Annotated in this window: 13 protein-coding genes and 1 pseudogene; 3 read left to right on the forward strand and 11 right to left on the reverse strand. The window is 38.3% G+C overall.

All coding sequences use genetic code 11. The annotated features are described in order from the left end of the window. Nucleotides 1-26: 26 nt before the first annotated feature. The 3 genes and pseudogenes from FNZ60_RS03575 to cysS all read right to left on the reverse strand — a co-directional run bounded on the left by FNZ60_RS03575 (nt 27) and on the right by cysS (nt 4,247). Nucleotides 27-1,909 (reverse strand): annotated as a pseudogene (locus tag FNZ60_RS03575) (ABCB family ABC transporter ATP-binding protein/permease). A gap of 114 nt (nt 1,910-2,023) precedes the next feature. Beyond that, entirely contained in the window at nt 2,024-2,695 is a 672-nt protein-coding gene (locus FNZ60_RS03580) for a DUF421 domain-containing protein (protein WP_142416330.1), read from the reverse strand. A 43-nt stretch (nt 2,696-2,738) separates the two neighbouring features. Further along, the gene (gene cysS, locus FNZ60_RS03585; RefSeq protein WP_142416331.1) at nt 2,739-4,247 is read right to left on the reverse strand and encodes a cysteine--tRNA ligase; all 1,509 of its coding nucleotides are present in this window, start codon (nt 4,245-4,247) and stop codon (nt 2,739-2,741) included. Between the two features lie 475 nt (nt 4,248-4,722). On the opposite strand from cysS, the gene FNZ60_RS03590 reads away from it, so the two are divergent. Further along, complete coding sequence (locus FNZ60_RS03590; RefSeq protein ID WP_142416332.1) at nt 4,723-5,124, forward strand: TIGR02301 family protein; 402 nt, start codon at nt 4,723-4,725, stop codon at nt 5,122-5,124. 368 nt (nt 5,125-5,492) lie between these two features. On the opposite strand, the gene FNZ60_RS03595 is transcribed toward FNZ60_RS03590, so the two are convergent. Further along, entirely contained in the window at nt 5,493-6,821 is a 1,329-nt protein-coding gene (locus FNZ60_RS03595) for a dihydroorotase (RefSeq protein ID WP_142416333.1), read from the reverse strand. A 64-nt stretch (nt 6,822-6,885) separates the two neighbouring features. Here FNZ60_RS03595 and ygfZ point away from each other — a divergent pair, with 64 nt between their 5' ends. Further along, a complete protein-coding gene (gene ygfZ, locus FNZ60_RS03600; RefSeq protein ID WP_142416334.1) occupies nt 6,886-7,725 on the forward strand; it encodes a CAF17-like 4Fe-4S cluster assembly/insertion protein YgfZ in 840 nt (279 codons plus the stop codon). A 14-nt stretch (nt 7,726-7,739) separates the two neighbouring features. After that, nucleotides 7,740-8,357, forward strand: coding sequence for a YfbR-like 5'-deoxynucleotidase (locus FNZ60_RS03605; RefSeq protein ID WP_142416335.1), 618 nt, complete (start codon nt 7,740-7,742; stop codon nt 8,355-8,357). A gap of 783 nt (nt 8,358-9,140) precedes the next feature. On the opposite strand, the gene panB is transcribed toward FNZ60_RS03605, so the two are convergent. From panB to acpS, 7 genes are all read right to left on the reverse strand, one after another. Further along, a complete protein-coding gene (gene panB, locus FNZ60_RS03610) occupies nt 9,141-9,956 on the reverse strand; it encodes a 3-methyl-2-oxobutanoate hydroxymethyltransferase (RefSeq protein WP_142416336.1) in 816 nt (271 codons plus the stop codon). Beyond that, the gene (gene panC / locus FNZ60_RS03615) at nt 9,953-10,813 is read right to left on the reverse strand and encodes a pantoate--beta-alanine ligase (RefSeq protein ID WP_142416337.1); all 861 of its coding nucleotides are present in this window, start codon (nt 10,811-10,813) and stop codon (nt 9,953-9,955) included. The genes panB and panC overlap by 4 nt, the downstream gene beginning before the upstream one ends. A gap of 29 nt (nt 10,814-10,842) precedes the next feature. Next, nucleotides 10,843-11,589, reverse strand: a complete 747-nt coding sequence (recO, locus tag FNZ60_RS03620) for a DNA repair protein RecO (RefSeq protein ID WP_142416338.1) — start codon at nt 11,587-11,589, stop codon at nt 10,843-10,845. A gap of 10 nt (nt 11,590-11,599) precedes the next feature. Then, nucleotides 11,600-12,505: a GTPase Era gene (era, locus tag FNZ60_RS03625; RefSeq protein ID WP_142416339.1), complete on the reverse strand. Its 906-nt coding sequence runs from the start codon at nt 12,503-12,505 to the stop codon at nt 11,600-11,602. Then, nucleotides 12,498-13,205, reverse strand: a complete 708-nt coding sequence (rnc, locus tag FNZ60_RS03630) for a ribonuclease III (protein WP_142416340.1) — start codon at nt 13,203-13,205, stop codon at nt 12,498-12,500. Before rnc ends, era begins: the two co-directional genes overlap by 8 nt. Next, complete coding sequence (gene lepB, locus FNZ60_RS03635; protein WP_142416357.1) at nt 13,186-13,998, reverse strand: signal peptidase I; 813 nt, start codon at nt 13,996-13,998, stop codon at nt 13,186-13,188. Before lepB ends, rnc begins: the two co-directional genes overlap by 20 nt. Before the next feature lie 80 nt (nt 13,999-14,078). After that, nucleotides 14,079-14,480 (reverse strand): holo-ACP synthase, encoded by a 402-nt coding sequence (gene acpS / locus FNZ60_RS03640; RefSeq protein WP_142416341.1) that lies wholly within the window; start codon nt 14,478-14,480, stop codon nt 14,079-14,081. Nucleotides 14,481-14,483 lie beyond the last annotated feature (3 nt).

Genomic DNA, 14,483 nt, shown 5'->3' on the forward strand with positions numbered 1-14,483 from the left:
AAGATATCGATTGCATTTTGCCCTACTTATTTTTTACGATTAACAATACCCGTCTCATCTTCTTCACGCATTTTACGTAATTTTTCTTCAGCTTGCGATGCTTCAAGCTGCTTATTCCACATTGAAGCATATAAACCTTTCTTGCGTAAAAGCTCTGTATGCGTCCCATTTTCAATAATACGACCACTTTTAAGAACCAAAATTTCATCAGCATTGATAACCGTAGAAAGACGATGCGCAATAATCAATGTTGTTCGCCCACGGCTTACAATATCTAATGCTTGTTGAATTTCCTGTTCTGTTGTCGTATCAAGAGCCGCTGTTGCTTCATCTAGAATAAGAAGGGGGGGAGCTTTAAAAGCGTTCGTGCAATAGCTACACGTTGTTTTTCCCCCCCTGATAATTTTAGACCACGCTCTCCTACCATAGACTGAAAACCTTCCGGTAACATCTCAATAAATTTTGATATTTGCGCCATTTCAGCAGCTTTGCGCATCTCTTCATCTGTCGCACTTGGACGTCCGTAGCGAATATTATAGGCAATTGTATCATTAAATAATACCGTATCTTGTGGCACCATACCGATTGCTTCTCGCAAACTCTTTTGTGTTACATTACGAATATCCTGCCCGTCAATTGTGATAGAGCCCGCATCAACATCATAAAACCGAAAAAGCAATCGAGAAATAGTTGATTTACCAGCACCCGATGGACCGACAATAGCGACTGTTTTTCCTCCTGAAACTTCAAAATTAATATCTCTGAGAATCTGACGCGCCGAATCATAAGAAAACTTTACTTGATGAAAACGAATAGTCCCATCACTTATCTCTAACGGTTTAGCATTCGATTTATCAACGATTTCCTTCTGAACATCTAAAAGATCAAACATCGCTTCAATATCGGTTAAACCTTGTCGAACATCACGATAAATTGAACCAATAAAATTCAGTGGAATAGAAAGTTGCATTAAAAGGGCATTAATAAAAACAAAATCTCCTAAAGTTTGTGTCTTATAAAAAACTTCATAAGCTGACATCAGCATCATGGTTGTCATGCCAAGACCAAAGATAAGAGCCTGACCAAAATTAAGCCAACTTAACGATGTCCAAATCTTTGTTGCAGCTTTTTCATAACCGGCCATAGCGGCATCAAAACGATCGGCTTCTAGCGTTTCATTGCCAAAATATTTGACCGTTTCAAAATTCAAAAGAGAATCAACAGCGTGCGTATTTGCTTCAGTATCTGCTGTATTCATTTGTTGCCGAATACGAATACGCCAATCACTCGCCTTAATGGTAAACAAGGTATATAACAAAACTGTTACAACAACGATGAGAAGATAATGCCCCCCATAATTGATGTAAAATACAAAGGCCGTTAATATAAATTCTAGAACTGTCGGTACAGTACTGAGAATTGAAAATCTTACGATCGCTTCAATTCCTTTTGTTCCGCGTTCAATCACGCGAGAAAGCCCACCAGTTCGGCGTTCTAAATGAAATCGTAAAGATAACTCATGAATATGGACAAAAGTTTTATAAGCGAGTTGACGAACAGCGTATTGACTGACAGTGGCAAAAAGAGAATCGCGTAATTGATTTAAGCCTGCCTGTATAATACGTGCAGCATTGTACGCCAAAACAAGCATGATGGGAATAATTAAACTGGATGGAAACCATTCAGGAAGCTGAAAGCTTGTATCAAGTACATTCGTAGCATATTTAAAAAAATACGGTACAGATATAAGAACGAGCTTGGCCAAAATAAGATAAAATATTGCCCATAGCACACGTATTTTTAGATCACGCCGACCTACCGGCCACATATAAGGCCATAAATTGTAAAGTGTGTGCAGAGTTCCCTCTGTATCAGATGATACAGTTTTTGTCATTTCATTGCGTTTCATAAAGCCTTTACTTCTCTATCATCCACACAAACAGGCAAAACACCCCCCTGTGTTATTTATAGGTTCATCTCTTGTTACGCTTTTCGATAAGCGATACCTACTCGTTGTGTGAAGTTAGACTGTTTTTGAAAAAGGAACAAGAAATAATCCACTATACAGTTTATTATTTTGATCTGTATTTTCATACCACTCTGCAGCAAATAAATTTTCAACTTTTACATGCTTTTTTTTCAATTCTGCCTGAAGCCACTTTTTTGTTTTACCAATCTCTTTAAGACCATCATCAATAACTTCACCATTTTCCACGACAATCGTCGATTTCTTCCCCTCTTCCTTTTTAATAACAGTGCAATCACCATTGGTTTCCAAACGCACAAAAGCAGCTTCATGTAAGTGACACCCTTTAAGACGTAACATCGCAATAAGATCATTGATATTGATCCCTAAACTTTTAATCTTATCCATTTGAAAGACCCCATCTAAAACCAATGTAACATTTCGCCCTGCAATAAGACGGCGAAAAAAAACTGAATAACGTGCAAAAAGATTAAAAGAGGCAATCAAGGTTTGCCAAATCAATAAAACAAGTAATAATTGAAGGCTGCTAATATTCTGGTTATAAATGACGCCTCCAATAATGCCTCCCATGACAAAATTGCTGACCAAATCAATAGGGGTCATCTGACTCAAACTCCCACGACCTGTCGTTCTTAAAATAAATAGGAAAGCAATAAGACCCACAGCCAGCTTAAGCGCGATATATCCGTAATGATATACAAATTCCATCATATTCTCCCTTTAATTTATGAGAACTGCTGGAATAGAGAAATTAGGATCGTTTTATTTCCCACGTCGTTATACGCTCACCACTTTGCGGGTCCCTACTATCTTTTAAGAGAATCCCCTCGGCTGCAAGCTCATCACGAATTGTATCCGCAGCTTCCCACTCTTTATTATGGATAAGCCGTAGTCTTTCGGCAATGCGCTGATCAATAAATTTTAAATCAAGAGAGGTTTTTTTTATAAATAATGGACAGTCTATTTCTTTAATCCATTCTTGTTGTAATAGTCCTAATAAATTCATCCCATGAGCAAGAGCCAAAGTATCCCCTGCTTTATAAAATTTTCGCAAAAGGGTTAATGCTTTTGGCGTATTAAGATCATCACTGAGAGCATCTATTAAAGTATCATCAATCGCTTCATTGTTTTTAATCATATTCTCTTTACGACGAAGTAGTTCATACCAACGATAAAGTTCACTGCTCGATTGTCTTAAACGCTGCGCGGTCCAATTTAATGGTTCACGATAATGCGTTTGAAGCATCGAAAAACGTGCAGACAAACCCGCCCAATTTTGCTTCATTTCATCGGCTAACACACCATTAAATTCCCCAAAATTATTTTCTAAAATAGAACGAATGGTTATGAAGTTGCCAAAGCTTTTCGACATCTTTTTCCCTTCAACTTGTAAAAAGCCATTATGCATCCACAAATTAGCCATTCGCTCCGTTCCAAAAGCTGAACAACTTTGTGCAATCTCATTTTCATGGTGCGGAAAAATTAAATCAAGTCCACCACCATGGATATCAAAAATATTCGCAGTCGGATTATCGCAAGTTAAACCACCGCCATAGGGTGCTAATAACTTTGCCATTGACATAGCAGAACACTCAATATGCCAACCTGGACGACCTAAAACTGATATTCCACCCGGCGATTCCCAACCTGGCTCTCCTTCCACAGAAGGTTTCCATAAAACAAAATCCATTTCCTCTCGTTTATAAGCAGCAACATCAATACGCGCCCCTGCCCTCATTTCATCTAAAGAACGATTTGCAAATGCTCCATAATGGGGAGGATTTTTTATGCTGCTTATAGAAAATAATATATGATTTTCCGCTTTATAAGCGTGCCCTTTTTCAAGCAATTTTTCAATGAGCGCGCGCATCTCCTCTAAATGCTCGGTTGCCCGCGGCTGGCTGGTTGGCGATAGACAACCCAGCGCTCTTGTATCTTGTTGAAACTGGGAATATGTACGTTCTGTTAATTGACGAATAGCGTCGTTGAGTGACATGTTTGGATATTCGTGGGCGGCTCGTGCATTAATTTTATCATCGACATCGGTAATATTACGCGCATAGAGAACATGATCATTGCCATAAACATGACGCAATAAGCGAAATAAAATATCAAAAACAATGACAGGGCGTGCATTTCCTATATGCGCATAATCATAAACTGTTGGACCACAAACATAAAGACGTACTTTTGTTGCATCGATTGGTATAAATTTTTCTTTTTTGCGTGTCAGCGTATTATAAAATCGCAACTCTCTCATCGTTATACTCCGTGAACGATGTTACGCATCGCTCCTTTTAGATGTTTTTTATCTCAAATGATCGCATAATGCGGTTTCGGCTAAAAACTTTTCTTTGATACAACATTCTTCTTCCCCATTGTATCGAAGCTGTATCCATCATTTATCATACAAACACTCTCTTTTATTGAATTGGATAAAAGCATTCTGTAGATAGAGAGCTTTTCCTCCTTAAAGAAAACAAGTTTAGAAAAAATTCCATGAACCATACAGCATAAATTTATATGAAAAGAAATAAATCTTAAATTTTTAACCACACAGAGATTCATTCGTATTTTCAATATTCCGCAATGGGTTTCTTCCTGTCTCTTACGCCCTATATTTTATTATCAATCCTTGAGAGTCATGTCGCAATTCTCTCTATTTTTAAACATCATTCTCATGACACAATGATTTTATTTGTACAGAATGTTATTCAAAGAAAGTAATAAAAATAATGCGTAATAGATTGATGAACATTATTATTTTAATATTGCTTATTATTTCAATGCCAACCTTTGCGCAACAATCTCCACCTTATGAAAGAAAATTACTTCGCCTTGCGGAAATTTTGGGATCCCTGCATTCTCTCCAAAGTCTTTGCGAGTCTCCAACCAACCAATGGTATGACTATATGAATGCACTGATCGAAGCAGAACACCCCACCCCACAAAGACGCGCTTATTTTTATGAAGCGTTTAATGAAGCCTATCTTGCTTTTTCTGAAAATTATCATCTTTGTACACAAGCAGCTATTGAAGCCAATCAAAGATACATTGAAGAGGGAAGAATTTTATCTGAAAACCTTCTCACGCATTATAACAGCGAACCTGTAAAAAAATATCTCTCTCACTTTTAGCAATATCAACGACACCGCCCTCATAAATGCGTAAATCAATAAACTGTCTTCTCAAAAAAGAGTAACTTTTGAAGAAACACGCTTTTATTCTTATGAGAATCTTTTCTCCATATCGTTCTTTGTCCTCCTCCCAGCGCCTTTAAGGATAAAAATTTCTAATCCATACCGATCTGTAAAGGTTTGAATTTTAGTAGATTCTACTTGGATTCCCACTCATATAATTTACTTCATTAACACTCGAAAAAACTTAAGAATATTCATCAGACACTGCAAAAATATTTATGTGTCAAGAAATCTGATATGCCTTATATCACATCATCGCTCTAAAAAATGGTGTTTTTGACATCATAAGATAAAACTTATACTATCTACACCAAAGTTTCTATAAATTTAACCGGTTCTCCTTGTGACGGTGTGACAATTTCACCTTCCCACATAACGCGCATACCACGGATAATCGTTCCAACAGGCCAGCCTTTAACCTTTTGACCATCATAGGGCGTCCAACCGGCACGAGAACCAATCAGGGTATTTGTAATGATTTCCTCCCGCTTAAGATCAACAATGGTTAAATCAGCATCATACCCAACAGCAAGGCGCCCTTTACAGCTGATACCAAAAATACGACTAGGACTATGTGAAGTGAGATCAACAAAACGCTCAAGGGATATTTTCCCTGCATTCACATGTGTCAACATAATGGCTGCTGTTGTCTGTACCCCTGTCATTCCTGAAGGCGAAGAGGGATAAGGTTGAAGCTTTTCTTCAAGGGTATGTGGCGCATGATCAGAGCCTAAAACATCAATAATTCCCTGTTGAACACCGTACCAAAGAGCTTCACGGTGGCGCGGTTCACGAATAGGTGGATTCATCTGAATTAATGTACCAAATTGCTTATAATCATCAGCCGTGAGAGTTAAATGATGGTGTGTCACTTCAATTGTTGCAACATCTTTATGTTTTTTTAGAAAATCAATTTCTTCTTCTGTCGAGAGATGTAAGACATGAATGCGGGACCTCGTTTCATGCGCAATTTTTACCAAACGTTGTGTACATTTTAGTGCCGCAACCTCATCACGCCAAACTGGATGGGATGATGCATCCCCTTCAATACGCAGTATTTTGCGCTCTTTGAGCCTTTCTTCATCTTCAGAATGAAAAGCTGCACGACGGCGTGTATTTTGCAAAATAAGACGGACACTTTCATCATCATCGACCAAAAGATCACCGGTAGAAGATCCCATAAAGACTTTAATTCCAGCTGCACCAGGAAGTCTTTCTAACTCAGAAAGTTCATGAGCATTTTCACGCGTTCCTCCAACCCAAAATGCAAAATCACAATGCATGCGATGAAATCCGCGTTTAACCTTATCCCTTAATGTATCTTCTGATGTTGTCAATGGATTAGTGTTCGGCATTTCAAAGACTGCTGTAACCCCTCCTAACACAGCAGAATATGAACCACTTTCCAAATTTTCCTTATGTTCATTGCCTGGCTCACGAAAATGCACTTGGCTATCAATAATTCCTGGTAAAATATGAAGTCCCGTACAATCAATCACCTCACCAGCCGATGCACATGTAAGGTCGCCAATTTCCGCAATACGGCCATTTGTAACACCAATATCACGCTTGCTTCTTCCATCATGATTCACAACTGTTGCACCTTTAAAAATTGTATCAAATGTTTTAAACATAGCCAGGCTCCTTACATATTGCTCACCTATCGATTAGGTAACTTTGAGCAGAAAGGCAAGAACCATGATTGAAAAACAAAATGCCATTTGCTTAAAAAATCGCCAAATTATTCAAATTATAGGCGAAGAAGCAACAGATTTTCTGCAATCTCTCATTACAACAGATGTAAAAAAAATCGGCTTCCAAGAAATTTTTCCTGGGGCCCTTTTATCTCCACAAGGAAAGGTTCTTGCTGATTTTCTTATCGGTAAAAGAGAGGATCATTATTTTATTGATATTGAGATGTCTTTGGCCGATACACTCTATAAGCGTCTATTGCTCTATAAACTGCGTAAAAAAGTAGAAATTATACAACCATTACAAGAGCTTGTCACAGTTTCTTGGAGAAATGAATCAGATAGTTTAAATTTTGTTGATAAACGCTTCCCACAACAAGAAAAAATAATACGAATTTACGGTAAAGTTCCTTTTTTAGCTTCAGAAGATTATGACCCATGGAATCAATTGCGTATTCGTTATGCAATTGCGCAAAGTGATCAAGACTATGAAGTCGGCAAAGTCTTTCCTCATGATATTAATTACGATCAAATCAATGGACTTGCATTCAACAAAGGGTGTTATATTGGACAAGAAATTGTTTCACGAATGCACCACCGACGTGCAGCACGGCGCCGTATTTTGATTGTAAAAAGTCAGTGTGACCTCCCCCCTCAATCAAGTATTGAAGCCGGAACAAAAGTACTTGGGAACTTGGGAACATGTGTTGCAAATGAAGCTCTTGCTTTAATGCGTATTGACCACGTCAAAGATGCTATGGACCAGAATATCCCCTTTACTGTAAAAAATATTCCTGTCACCATACATATTGCTGAAAATATGAATTTTACCTTTCCTGAAAATTAAGATAGAAAATACGCATGGCTAAAGCTGAACTATTAAAAAGTGGAGAAGCGCGCGCTTGGCAAAGAATGCTCTCTGGACGTAGACTTGATCTTCTCAATCCTTCTCCTTTTGATATTGAGATTGAAGATATTGCCCATGGACTTGCCCGCGTGGCACGTTGGAATGGTCAAACACGAGGAGATCATGCCTATTCTGTTGCACAACATTCACTTTTGGTTGAACAAATATTTCAAAAACTTTTCCCACAAGCAGGAAGCACCGAATGTCTTTATGCGCTTCTTCATGATGCACCAGAATATGTTATCGGCGATATGATTTCACCCTTTAAAGCTGTCATAGGAAAACAATATGAATACATCGAAAAGCGCATTCAAGATGCTATACATATGCGCTTTTCTCTGTCTGTTGATCTTTCTCAAAGACTTTTAAAAAAAATTAAACAAGCCGACCGTATCGCAGCATATTATGAAGCAATCACACTTGCTGGATTTAAGACAGAAGAAGCCCTTCGCTATTTTGGCTCTCCCAATAATATTGTACCCCATGATCTTAATTTACACCCCTATTCCACACAACAAATTGAAAAAGAATTTTTAACGCGCTTTAATGACTTAGAAGCTCAAAGACCATAGATCTCTTCGCATTGTTGATTTCTTATCATTATAGCTGAATATATATCGTCTTTTTCCATTCATGGCGCAAAGGCTTATAGAAAAATAAAGCAAGCATCTTTTTTTCATAATTATTCTATGAAATTTATTCTTCTACAATTACTGCCCTTATATCCTATTAATTTAAAAAATATCATCGAACCAAAGTTTTTCACACCCCAAGAAGAGCCTTTAAAAAAAACTCCGTAACCATTTACCAATAACCTATAAAGTCAATATACTGATTTATCATAATAACTTGTTATTTTTCTTTTAGCCGCATATTGTAGAATTCACTCATTTCAATTCTGTGTATATTAAATCAATCAAAACCATTTTCTTACACATCTAAGCGAAGAGAGTTGTATGAATAAAACTATACAAGAAAAAACTAAAAAGACCTCTTATGAGCCATCAAATGCTAAATGCTCGTCAGCAACATTGGAAATTGGCAAAATGTGTAATGGAACCAGCTTGCTCTTTTGTGAAACGTAAAGAGGCGGTAATTAACAAATTTTATATACTTCCCAAAGACTTTATCTTTATGCTATTTACGAACACCATTGCGAGATAGAATTAAGTGTCTAAATGTTTTTTTAAAGCACGTATTAGCACCCCAATGATGTTCTGTTTTGCACAAGACGACTGCAAAAGTAATGAAAAGATTACAGCTAAAATTGCATACAAAAATATATGAAATAGTGCACATTTATTATAAAAATAGATCAACGCTCTTTTGTCGAATTTTTCACCTTAAACTAAAATCTATTTCAGTTTATATACTTCCTTCTCCGCTGGAAAAGCACGGGCTGTAACATCCTCTGCATAGTTTTTGATTGCGGTTTCCATGGCTTGTTCAAGGTCTCCATAACGACGTACAAATTTTGGTACATGAGCACCATAGCCCAACATATCTTCCATCACCAATACTTGTCCATCACATTGACTGGATGCACCAATACCGATCGTTGGAATAGAAAGCTTTTCTGTCAATTTTACCGCTAAAGGCTCGACAATCCCTTCTAAAACAACAGCAAAAGCACCAGCCTCCTCAATTGCAACCCCATCAGCTTCAATCCTCTGCCAGTCACTCTCTTTACGTCCTTGTGTTTTAAAACCACCAAAACGATTCACCGCCTGGGGTGTGAGACCAATATGTCCCATCACTGGAATGCCTCGTTTACATAAAAAATCTATTGTTTTGGCTATATAAGCACCACCTTCAAGCTTAACGGCCCCACAGCCCGTTTGTGCCAGAACACGCGATGCATTAAAAAAAGCCTGCTCTTTACTTTCTTCATAAGAGCCAAAAGGCATATCAATAACGACAAGAGCTTTTTTAGACCCACGTACCACAGCCTGCCCGTGCAAAATCATCATATCTAAATTAACAGGAAGTGTTGTCTCAAATCCATACACAACCATACCAACGCTATCACCAACCAAAAGAATATCGCAATAGGGATCAGCAATCCGTGCAGTATACGCTTGATAAGCTGTTAAAGAAACTATTGGCTGTTGACCCTTTCTTTCACGTATTTGAGAAGATGTTATACGCTTTACAGTTTTATGTATGCTCATTTTCCGCCTTTCTCTTGCAATATGTATTGATCAATAAGCCTTACCTCACCAAAACGGACCGTAAGGAGTAAAACTGCTGGTTTATTTAATGTTCCTTTAACCACGCATAAAGTTTCCATATCCCGTAAATCTATTGCTTCAATGATGGCACGCGTTTCTTGTTGTAAAATATTGCGAACAATTTTGCATAACTTATCAACCGACCGTTCACCTTCATGATAAAGCTTTTCAGCAGCTTTTCCACTTTCAGGAATAATTTTGGCCGCTTTACGATCTTCTAATGTTAAAAGTTTATTTCGTGAAGAATGCGCAACCCCATCTGCTTCACGTAAAATAGGAACGCCAACAATTTCAACAGGAAAAGCTAAATCTTCAACCATACGCCGAATAATTAAAATTTGTTGAAAATCCTTTTCTCCCAAAAAAGCCTTATCGGGTTGCACAATATTAAAAAGCTTAGCAACAACACTCGTGACACCACAAAAGTGCCCTGGGCGTAATTTTCCCATCAAAATACGTGATAATTTTTCCACTTTTACAATTGTATCATTTCCCAAGGGCCACATTTCTTCTACAGAAGGAGTAAAAACATATTCAACACCCGCTTTTTTTAATAAAGCACAATCGCTTCTCAAATCTCTTGGATATTGAGCAAAATCTTCATCAGGCCCAAATTGCTTTGGATTAACAAAAATAGAAACCAATACGCGATCACATATTGCTTTTGCTCGCTGTACTAATGCAAGATGTCCCTCATGGAGTGCTCCCATTGTTGGAACAAAACCAATCGAAAAGCCTAAATGCCGCTCCTGTGAAATATATTGGCGAACTTCAGCAATTGTCTTTAAAATTTTCATTTTTCCATTCTATTCAAATTATGATCAGATCAACAAATAAAAGCTTGTATACCAAATCGGCGCTCAAACAACTGTATCAAATTCATGCGCACCGATGGCTGTTTTATATCTCGTGGCTCCCAGACATGACGCATAAGAAAAAAACCTGTTAAGTTAAAACCACCCATTATATCCCTAAAATCAGCAGGACGGGTCGCTCTTTGCACAAGAAACTGTGGAAGAATGAGAAGCTTTTTTTTCCAAGGCTCCCCTGCTTCTTCACAAACAGCCCGTCCAGATTTTGGCGATACGTAATAAAGCTTTTCTTGACGACCTGTTGCAGCACAACACGATAAATCAAGACCAAAACCAAGTTCTTCAAGAAGCCGCATTTCAAAACGTACCAACAATTCCGCATTGACAAATGGTTCATCAAAGTTCTGCATAAAAAGGTGTAAAATATCATATAAAACAGGGTGCGGATCACGCTCGGGAAGAAGCCGTAAATGAAAAGCAATCAATTGCAAAGCATAAAGTGCTTCGGGTAGACAAATTAATCGTGCCGCATGTAAATCCAGTGCTTCAAGGCGAAAAAGCCCTAAATGTTCTTCTAAACGCGCCGACCATTCAGCCTCCACAAAATTTCCAGGCTGAAGAAGAGCAGCCATACGACGCGAACGCCCCCCTTTTACCACCCCCATATAACGACCACGTTCACGCGTCATAACCTCAAGAATAACACTTGTTTCACCATATTGGCGTGCCCCAAGAATAACAGCTTGCTCTTTCCACTTCATTTTATTTTAATTATTTCAAAAAATCCAATCCCATTTCGCGATAACGTTCTGGATCAGTATCCCAATTATTGCGCACTTTTACAAAGAGAAAAAGATGAACCTTTTGATCCATAATTTCCATGAGCTCCTTGCGGGCTGCTTGACCAATCGTTTTAATTGTATCGCCTTTTGCACCTAAAACAATTTTCTTCTGACTTTCACGCTCTACATAAATAACTTGGTTAATTTTAACGGAACCATCTGAACGCTCTTCAAAGCTTTCTGTTTCAACCGTGGAAAAATAAGGAAGTTCATCATGAAGACGAAGAAAGAGCTTTTCACGCGTAATTTCAGCAGCGAGATGACGCATGGGCATATCAGAAATTTGATCTTCCGGATAATACCATGGCCCCTCCTGCATCATGTTACTCAACGCATGAAGTAAATCCTTGCAACCAGAACCGTTTAGAGCAGAAATCATAAATGTTCGTGCAAACTTTACACGTTCATTTATTTGAGTGGTTAACGCTAGAAGAGATGATTTAACAACGGTATCAACCTTATTGAGAACAAGAATTTTTTCTTGTTTCATATTGTTGACAATATCTAACATCATAGCAACTTCATCTGAAAGACCACTTTGAGCGTCAATTAAAATGAGAAGAACATCAGCGCTTTTGGCTCCTCCCCAAGCAGCAGAAACCATGGCACGTTCTAAACGCTTATGGGGACGAAAAACACCCGGTGTATCGATCAACACAATTTGCACATCATCATGAATGACAATACCGCGGATTAGAGTTCGTGTGGTTTGTACTTTATGGGTTACAATTGAAACCTTTGTTCCAACCAATTGATTAACCAAAGTTGATTTACCAGCATTAGGCATCCCAATCAGCACAACAAATCCAGAACGGGTTTTCATAACGTCACTCATGATCATTTTTTCCCACTGTTTTCCACACCCCCTCTCGTCGCAAAATTTTTTCAGCGGCCATTCTTTCGGCATATCGTTTAGAGCTTCCCTGCCCAATCTCTGAAGCAAAACCTGAAATACTGACCTCTACCATAAAAACAGGATCGTGATCTGGACCAGAGCGTTTTATAACCTGATAATGTGGCTGTGCGTTGCCCTGGATATGCGCCCATTCTTGTAATTCTGTCTTGGCATCACGCCGACCAGCATCCATTTTCTTAGCCCGACCTTGCCAATATTTTTGAATAAAGGGACGAACACTCTCTAATCCTCCATCAAGATACATCACGGCAATTAAAGCTTCCACAACATCTGCATGCATATTGATGAGTCGACGTCCTGCAAAATTTCTCATCTCAAAACCAACATGGATCATTTCAGGAAGCCTCATTTCGCGCGCAATATCAGCACATGTCTGTGCATTGACCAGATGATTCAAACGTACGGATAATTCACCTTCACTTGCCTGCGGAAAAAGTTGATAGAGCATCTCTGCAATCAAAAGCCCTAGAACCCGATCACCTAGAAATTCTAATCGTTCATAATTCCCCTGTTCTGAATCTTGTACACTCGCGTGTGTTAATGCTCTTTTTAATTTTTCTTCATCTTTAAAACGATGCCCCGTCAGCTTGAAAAGCTGATCAATCATGAGACGTTTCATCGTTGTTTCCTTGCTTGATAAGTGGCAAATCATGAACCTTATTTATGAAAGAAAACAAACGTTTCCAACGCACATCAAATGGCCAGCGCCAAATCTGCCAAGCACTTGAACCGTTACTGATAGAAAAGAAAATTATGCTCGCGCGACCAATAAGATTTTCTTCTGGAACATAGCCTACATCCAAACGACTATCATCCGAATTGTCACGGTTATCACCCATCATAAAATAATGTCCCTGAGGAACTTCAAAGACTTTTGTATCATCAACTTTTGGGATGAAAGCTAAATCAAGCGTATCGTAGCTAACACCATTCGGCAGTGTCTCGCGATAAACCTCAACGGGATAATTTATTTCCGTTATATCAGAATTATCAATCACTCCCATAAAGTGACGCGAAACAGCCTCATCATTAATATAAAGAACGCTTTGACGCACTTGTATACGATCACCTGGTAGCCCAACAACGCGTTTTATATAATCAATCTTTGGATTACTTGGTAAACGAAAAACGACCACATCTCCCCGTTGAGGTTGGGAAGCCCAAATACGTCCAGAAAAAAGGGGAGGAGAAAAGGGAATGGAAAAATGAGAATACCCATATGCATATTTAGAAACAAATAGATAATCCCCCACTAATAAAGTAGGACGCATTGAACCAGAAGGAATACTAAAAGGCTGAAAAAAAAGTGTCCGAATAAACGCTGCTAAAAGCAGAGCTTGTATTAAAACAGAAATTAATTCAAGAATCCCACCTTTTTTTTCTTTTTTATGCACTTTATCTTTTTGGATCATCACCAACTGCCTTCTCAACACAAATATAACTTTTTTTCATCATAATATTCAAATAACGAAAGCACAATCTCTCACGCCATCTATCCACGTGGAAGTGCTTCAATAATAACAAATGCCTGCGCCCAAGGAAAATCATCCGTTATGCTAAGATGAATAACCACATCATGATGCGGAGGTAATAACTTTTGAAGTTGCATTTGCGCACGATTTGTTAATTGCATGATTGGTTTACCAGATGGTAAATTAACCACCCCCATATCTTTCCAATTGATACCACAAGCGATTCCCGTTCCTAAGGCTTTAGCACACGCTTCTTTAGCAGCAAATCTTTTTGCATAAGAAGAAGATTTTTTTTTAAGACTTTCGGATCTATTCCTTTCAATATCCGTAAAAATACGTTGGATAAAACGCTCGCCATAGCGAACCAACATTTTCTCAATACGTCGTATATCAACCAAATCATTTCCAAGACCAACAATCATAAG

This window comes from Bartonella massiliensis, from assembly GCF_902150025.1.
Classification (GTDB): Bacteria; Pseudomonadota; Alphaproteobacteria; order Rhizobiales; family Rhizobiaceae; genus Bartonella; species Bartonella massiliensis.

What these genes read in the sequence shown, in the direction of transcription:
- lepB (WP_142416357.1), bottom strand. Translation starts at nt 13,998, where the DNA reads ATGATCCAAAAAGATAAAGTGCATAAAAAAGAAAAAAAAGGTGGGATT.
- FNZ60_RS03595 (WP_142416333.1), bottom strand. Translation starts at nt 6,821, where the DNA reads ATGTTTAAAACATTTGATACAATTTTTAAAGGTGCAACAGTTGTGAAT.
- FNZ60_RS03590 (WP_142416332.1), top strand. Translation starts at nt 4,723, where the DNA reads ATGCGTAATAGATTGATGAACATTATTATTTTAATATTGCTTATTATT.
- recO (WP_142416338.1), bottom strand. Translation starts at nt 11,589, where the DNA reads ATGAAGTGGAAAGAGCAAGCTGTTATTCTTGGGGCACGCCAATATGGT.
- acpS (WP_142416341.1), bottom strand. Translation starts at nt 14,480, where the DNA reads ATGATTGTTGGTCTTGGAAATGATTTGGTTGATATACGACGTATTGAG.
- panB (WP_142416336.1), bottom strand. Translation starts at nt 9,956, where the DNA reads ATGAGCATACATAAAACTGTAAAGCGTATAACATCTTCTCAAATACGT.
- rnc (WP_142416340.1), bottom strand. Translation starts at nt 13,205, where the DNA reads ATGAAACGTCTCATGATTGATCAGCTTTTCAAGCTGACGGGGCATCGT.
- cysS (WP_142416331.1), bottom strand. Translation starts at nt 4,247, where the DNA reads ATGAGAGAGTTGCGATTTTATAATACGCTGACACGCAAAAAAGAAAAA.
- FNZ60_RS03580 (WP_142416330.1), bottom strand. Translation starts at nt 2,695, where the DNA reads ATGGAATTTGTATATCATTACGGATATATCGCGCTTAAGCTGGCTGTG.
- FNZ60_RS03605 (WP_142416335.1), top strand. Translation starts at nt 7,740, where the DNA reads ATGGCTAAAGCTGAACTATTAAAAAGTGGAGAAGCGCGCGCTTGGCAA.
- panC (WP_142416337.1), bottom strand. Translation starts at nt 10,813, where the DNA reads ATGAAAATTTTAAAGACAATTGCTGAAGTTCGCCAATATATTTCACAG.
- ygfZ (WP_142416334.1), top strand. Translation starts at nt 6,886, where the DNA reads ATGATTGAAAAACAAAATGCCATTTGCTTAAAAAATCGCCAAATTATT.
- era (WP_142416339.1), bottom strand. Translation starts at nt 12,505, where the DNA reads ATGAGTGACGTTATGAAAACCCGTTCTGGATTTGTTGTGCTGATTGGG.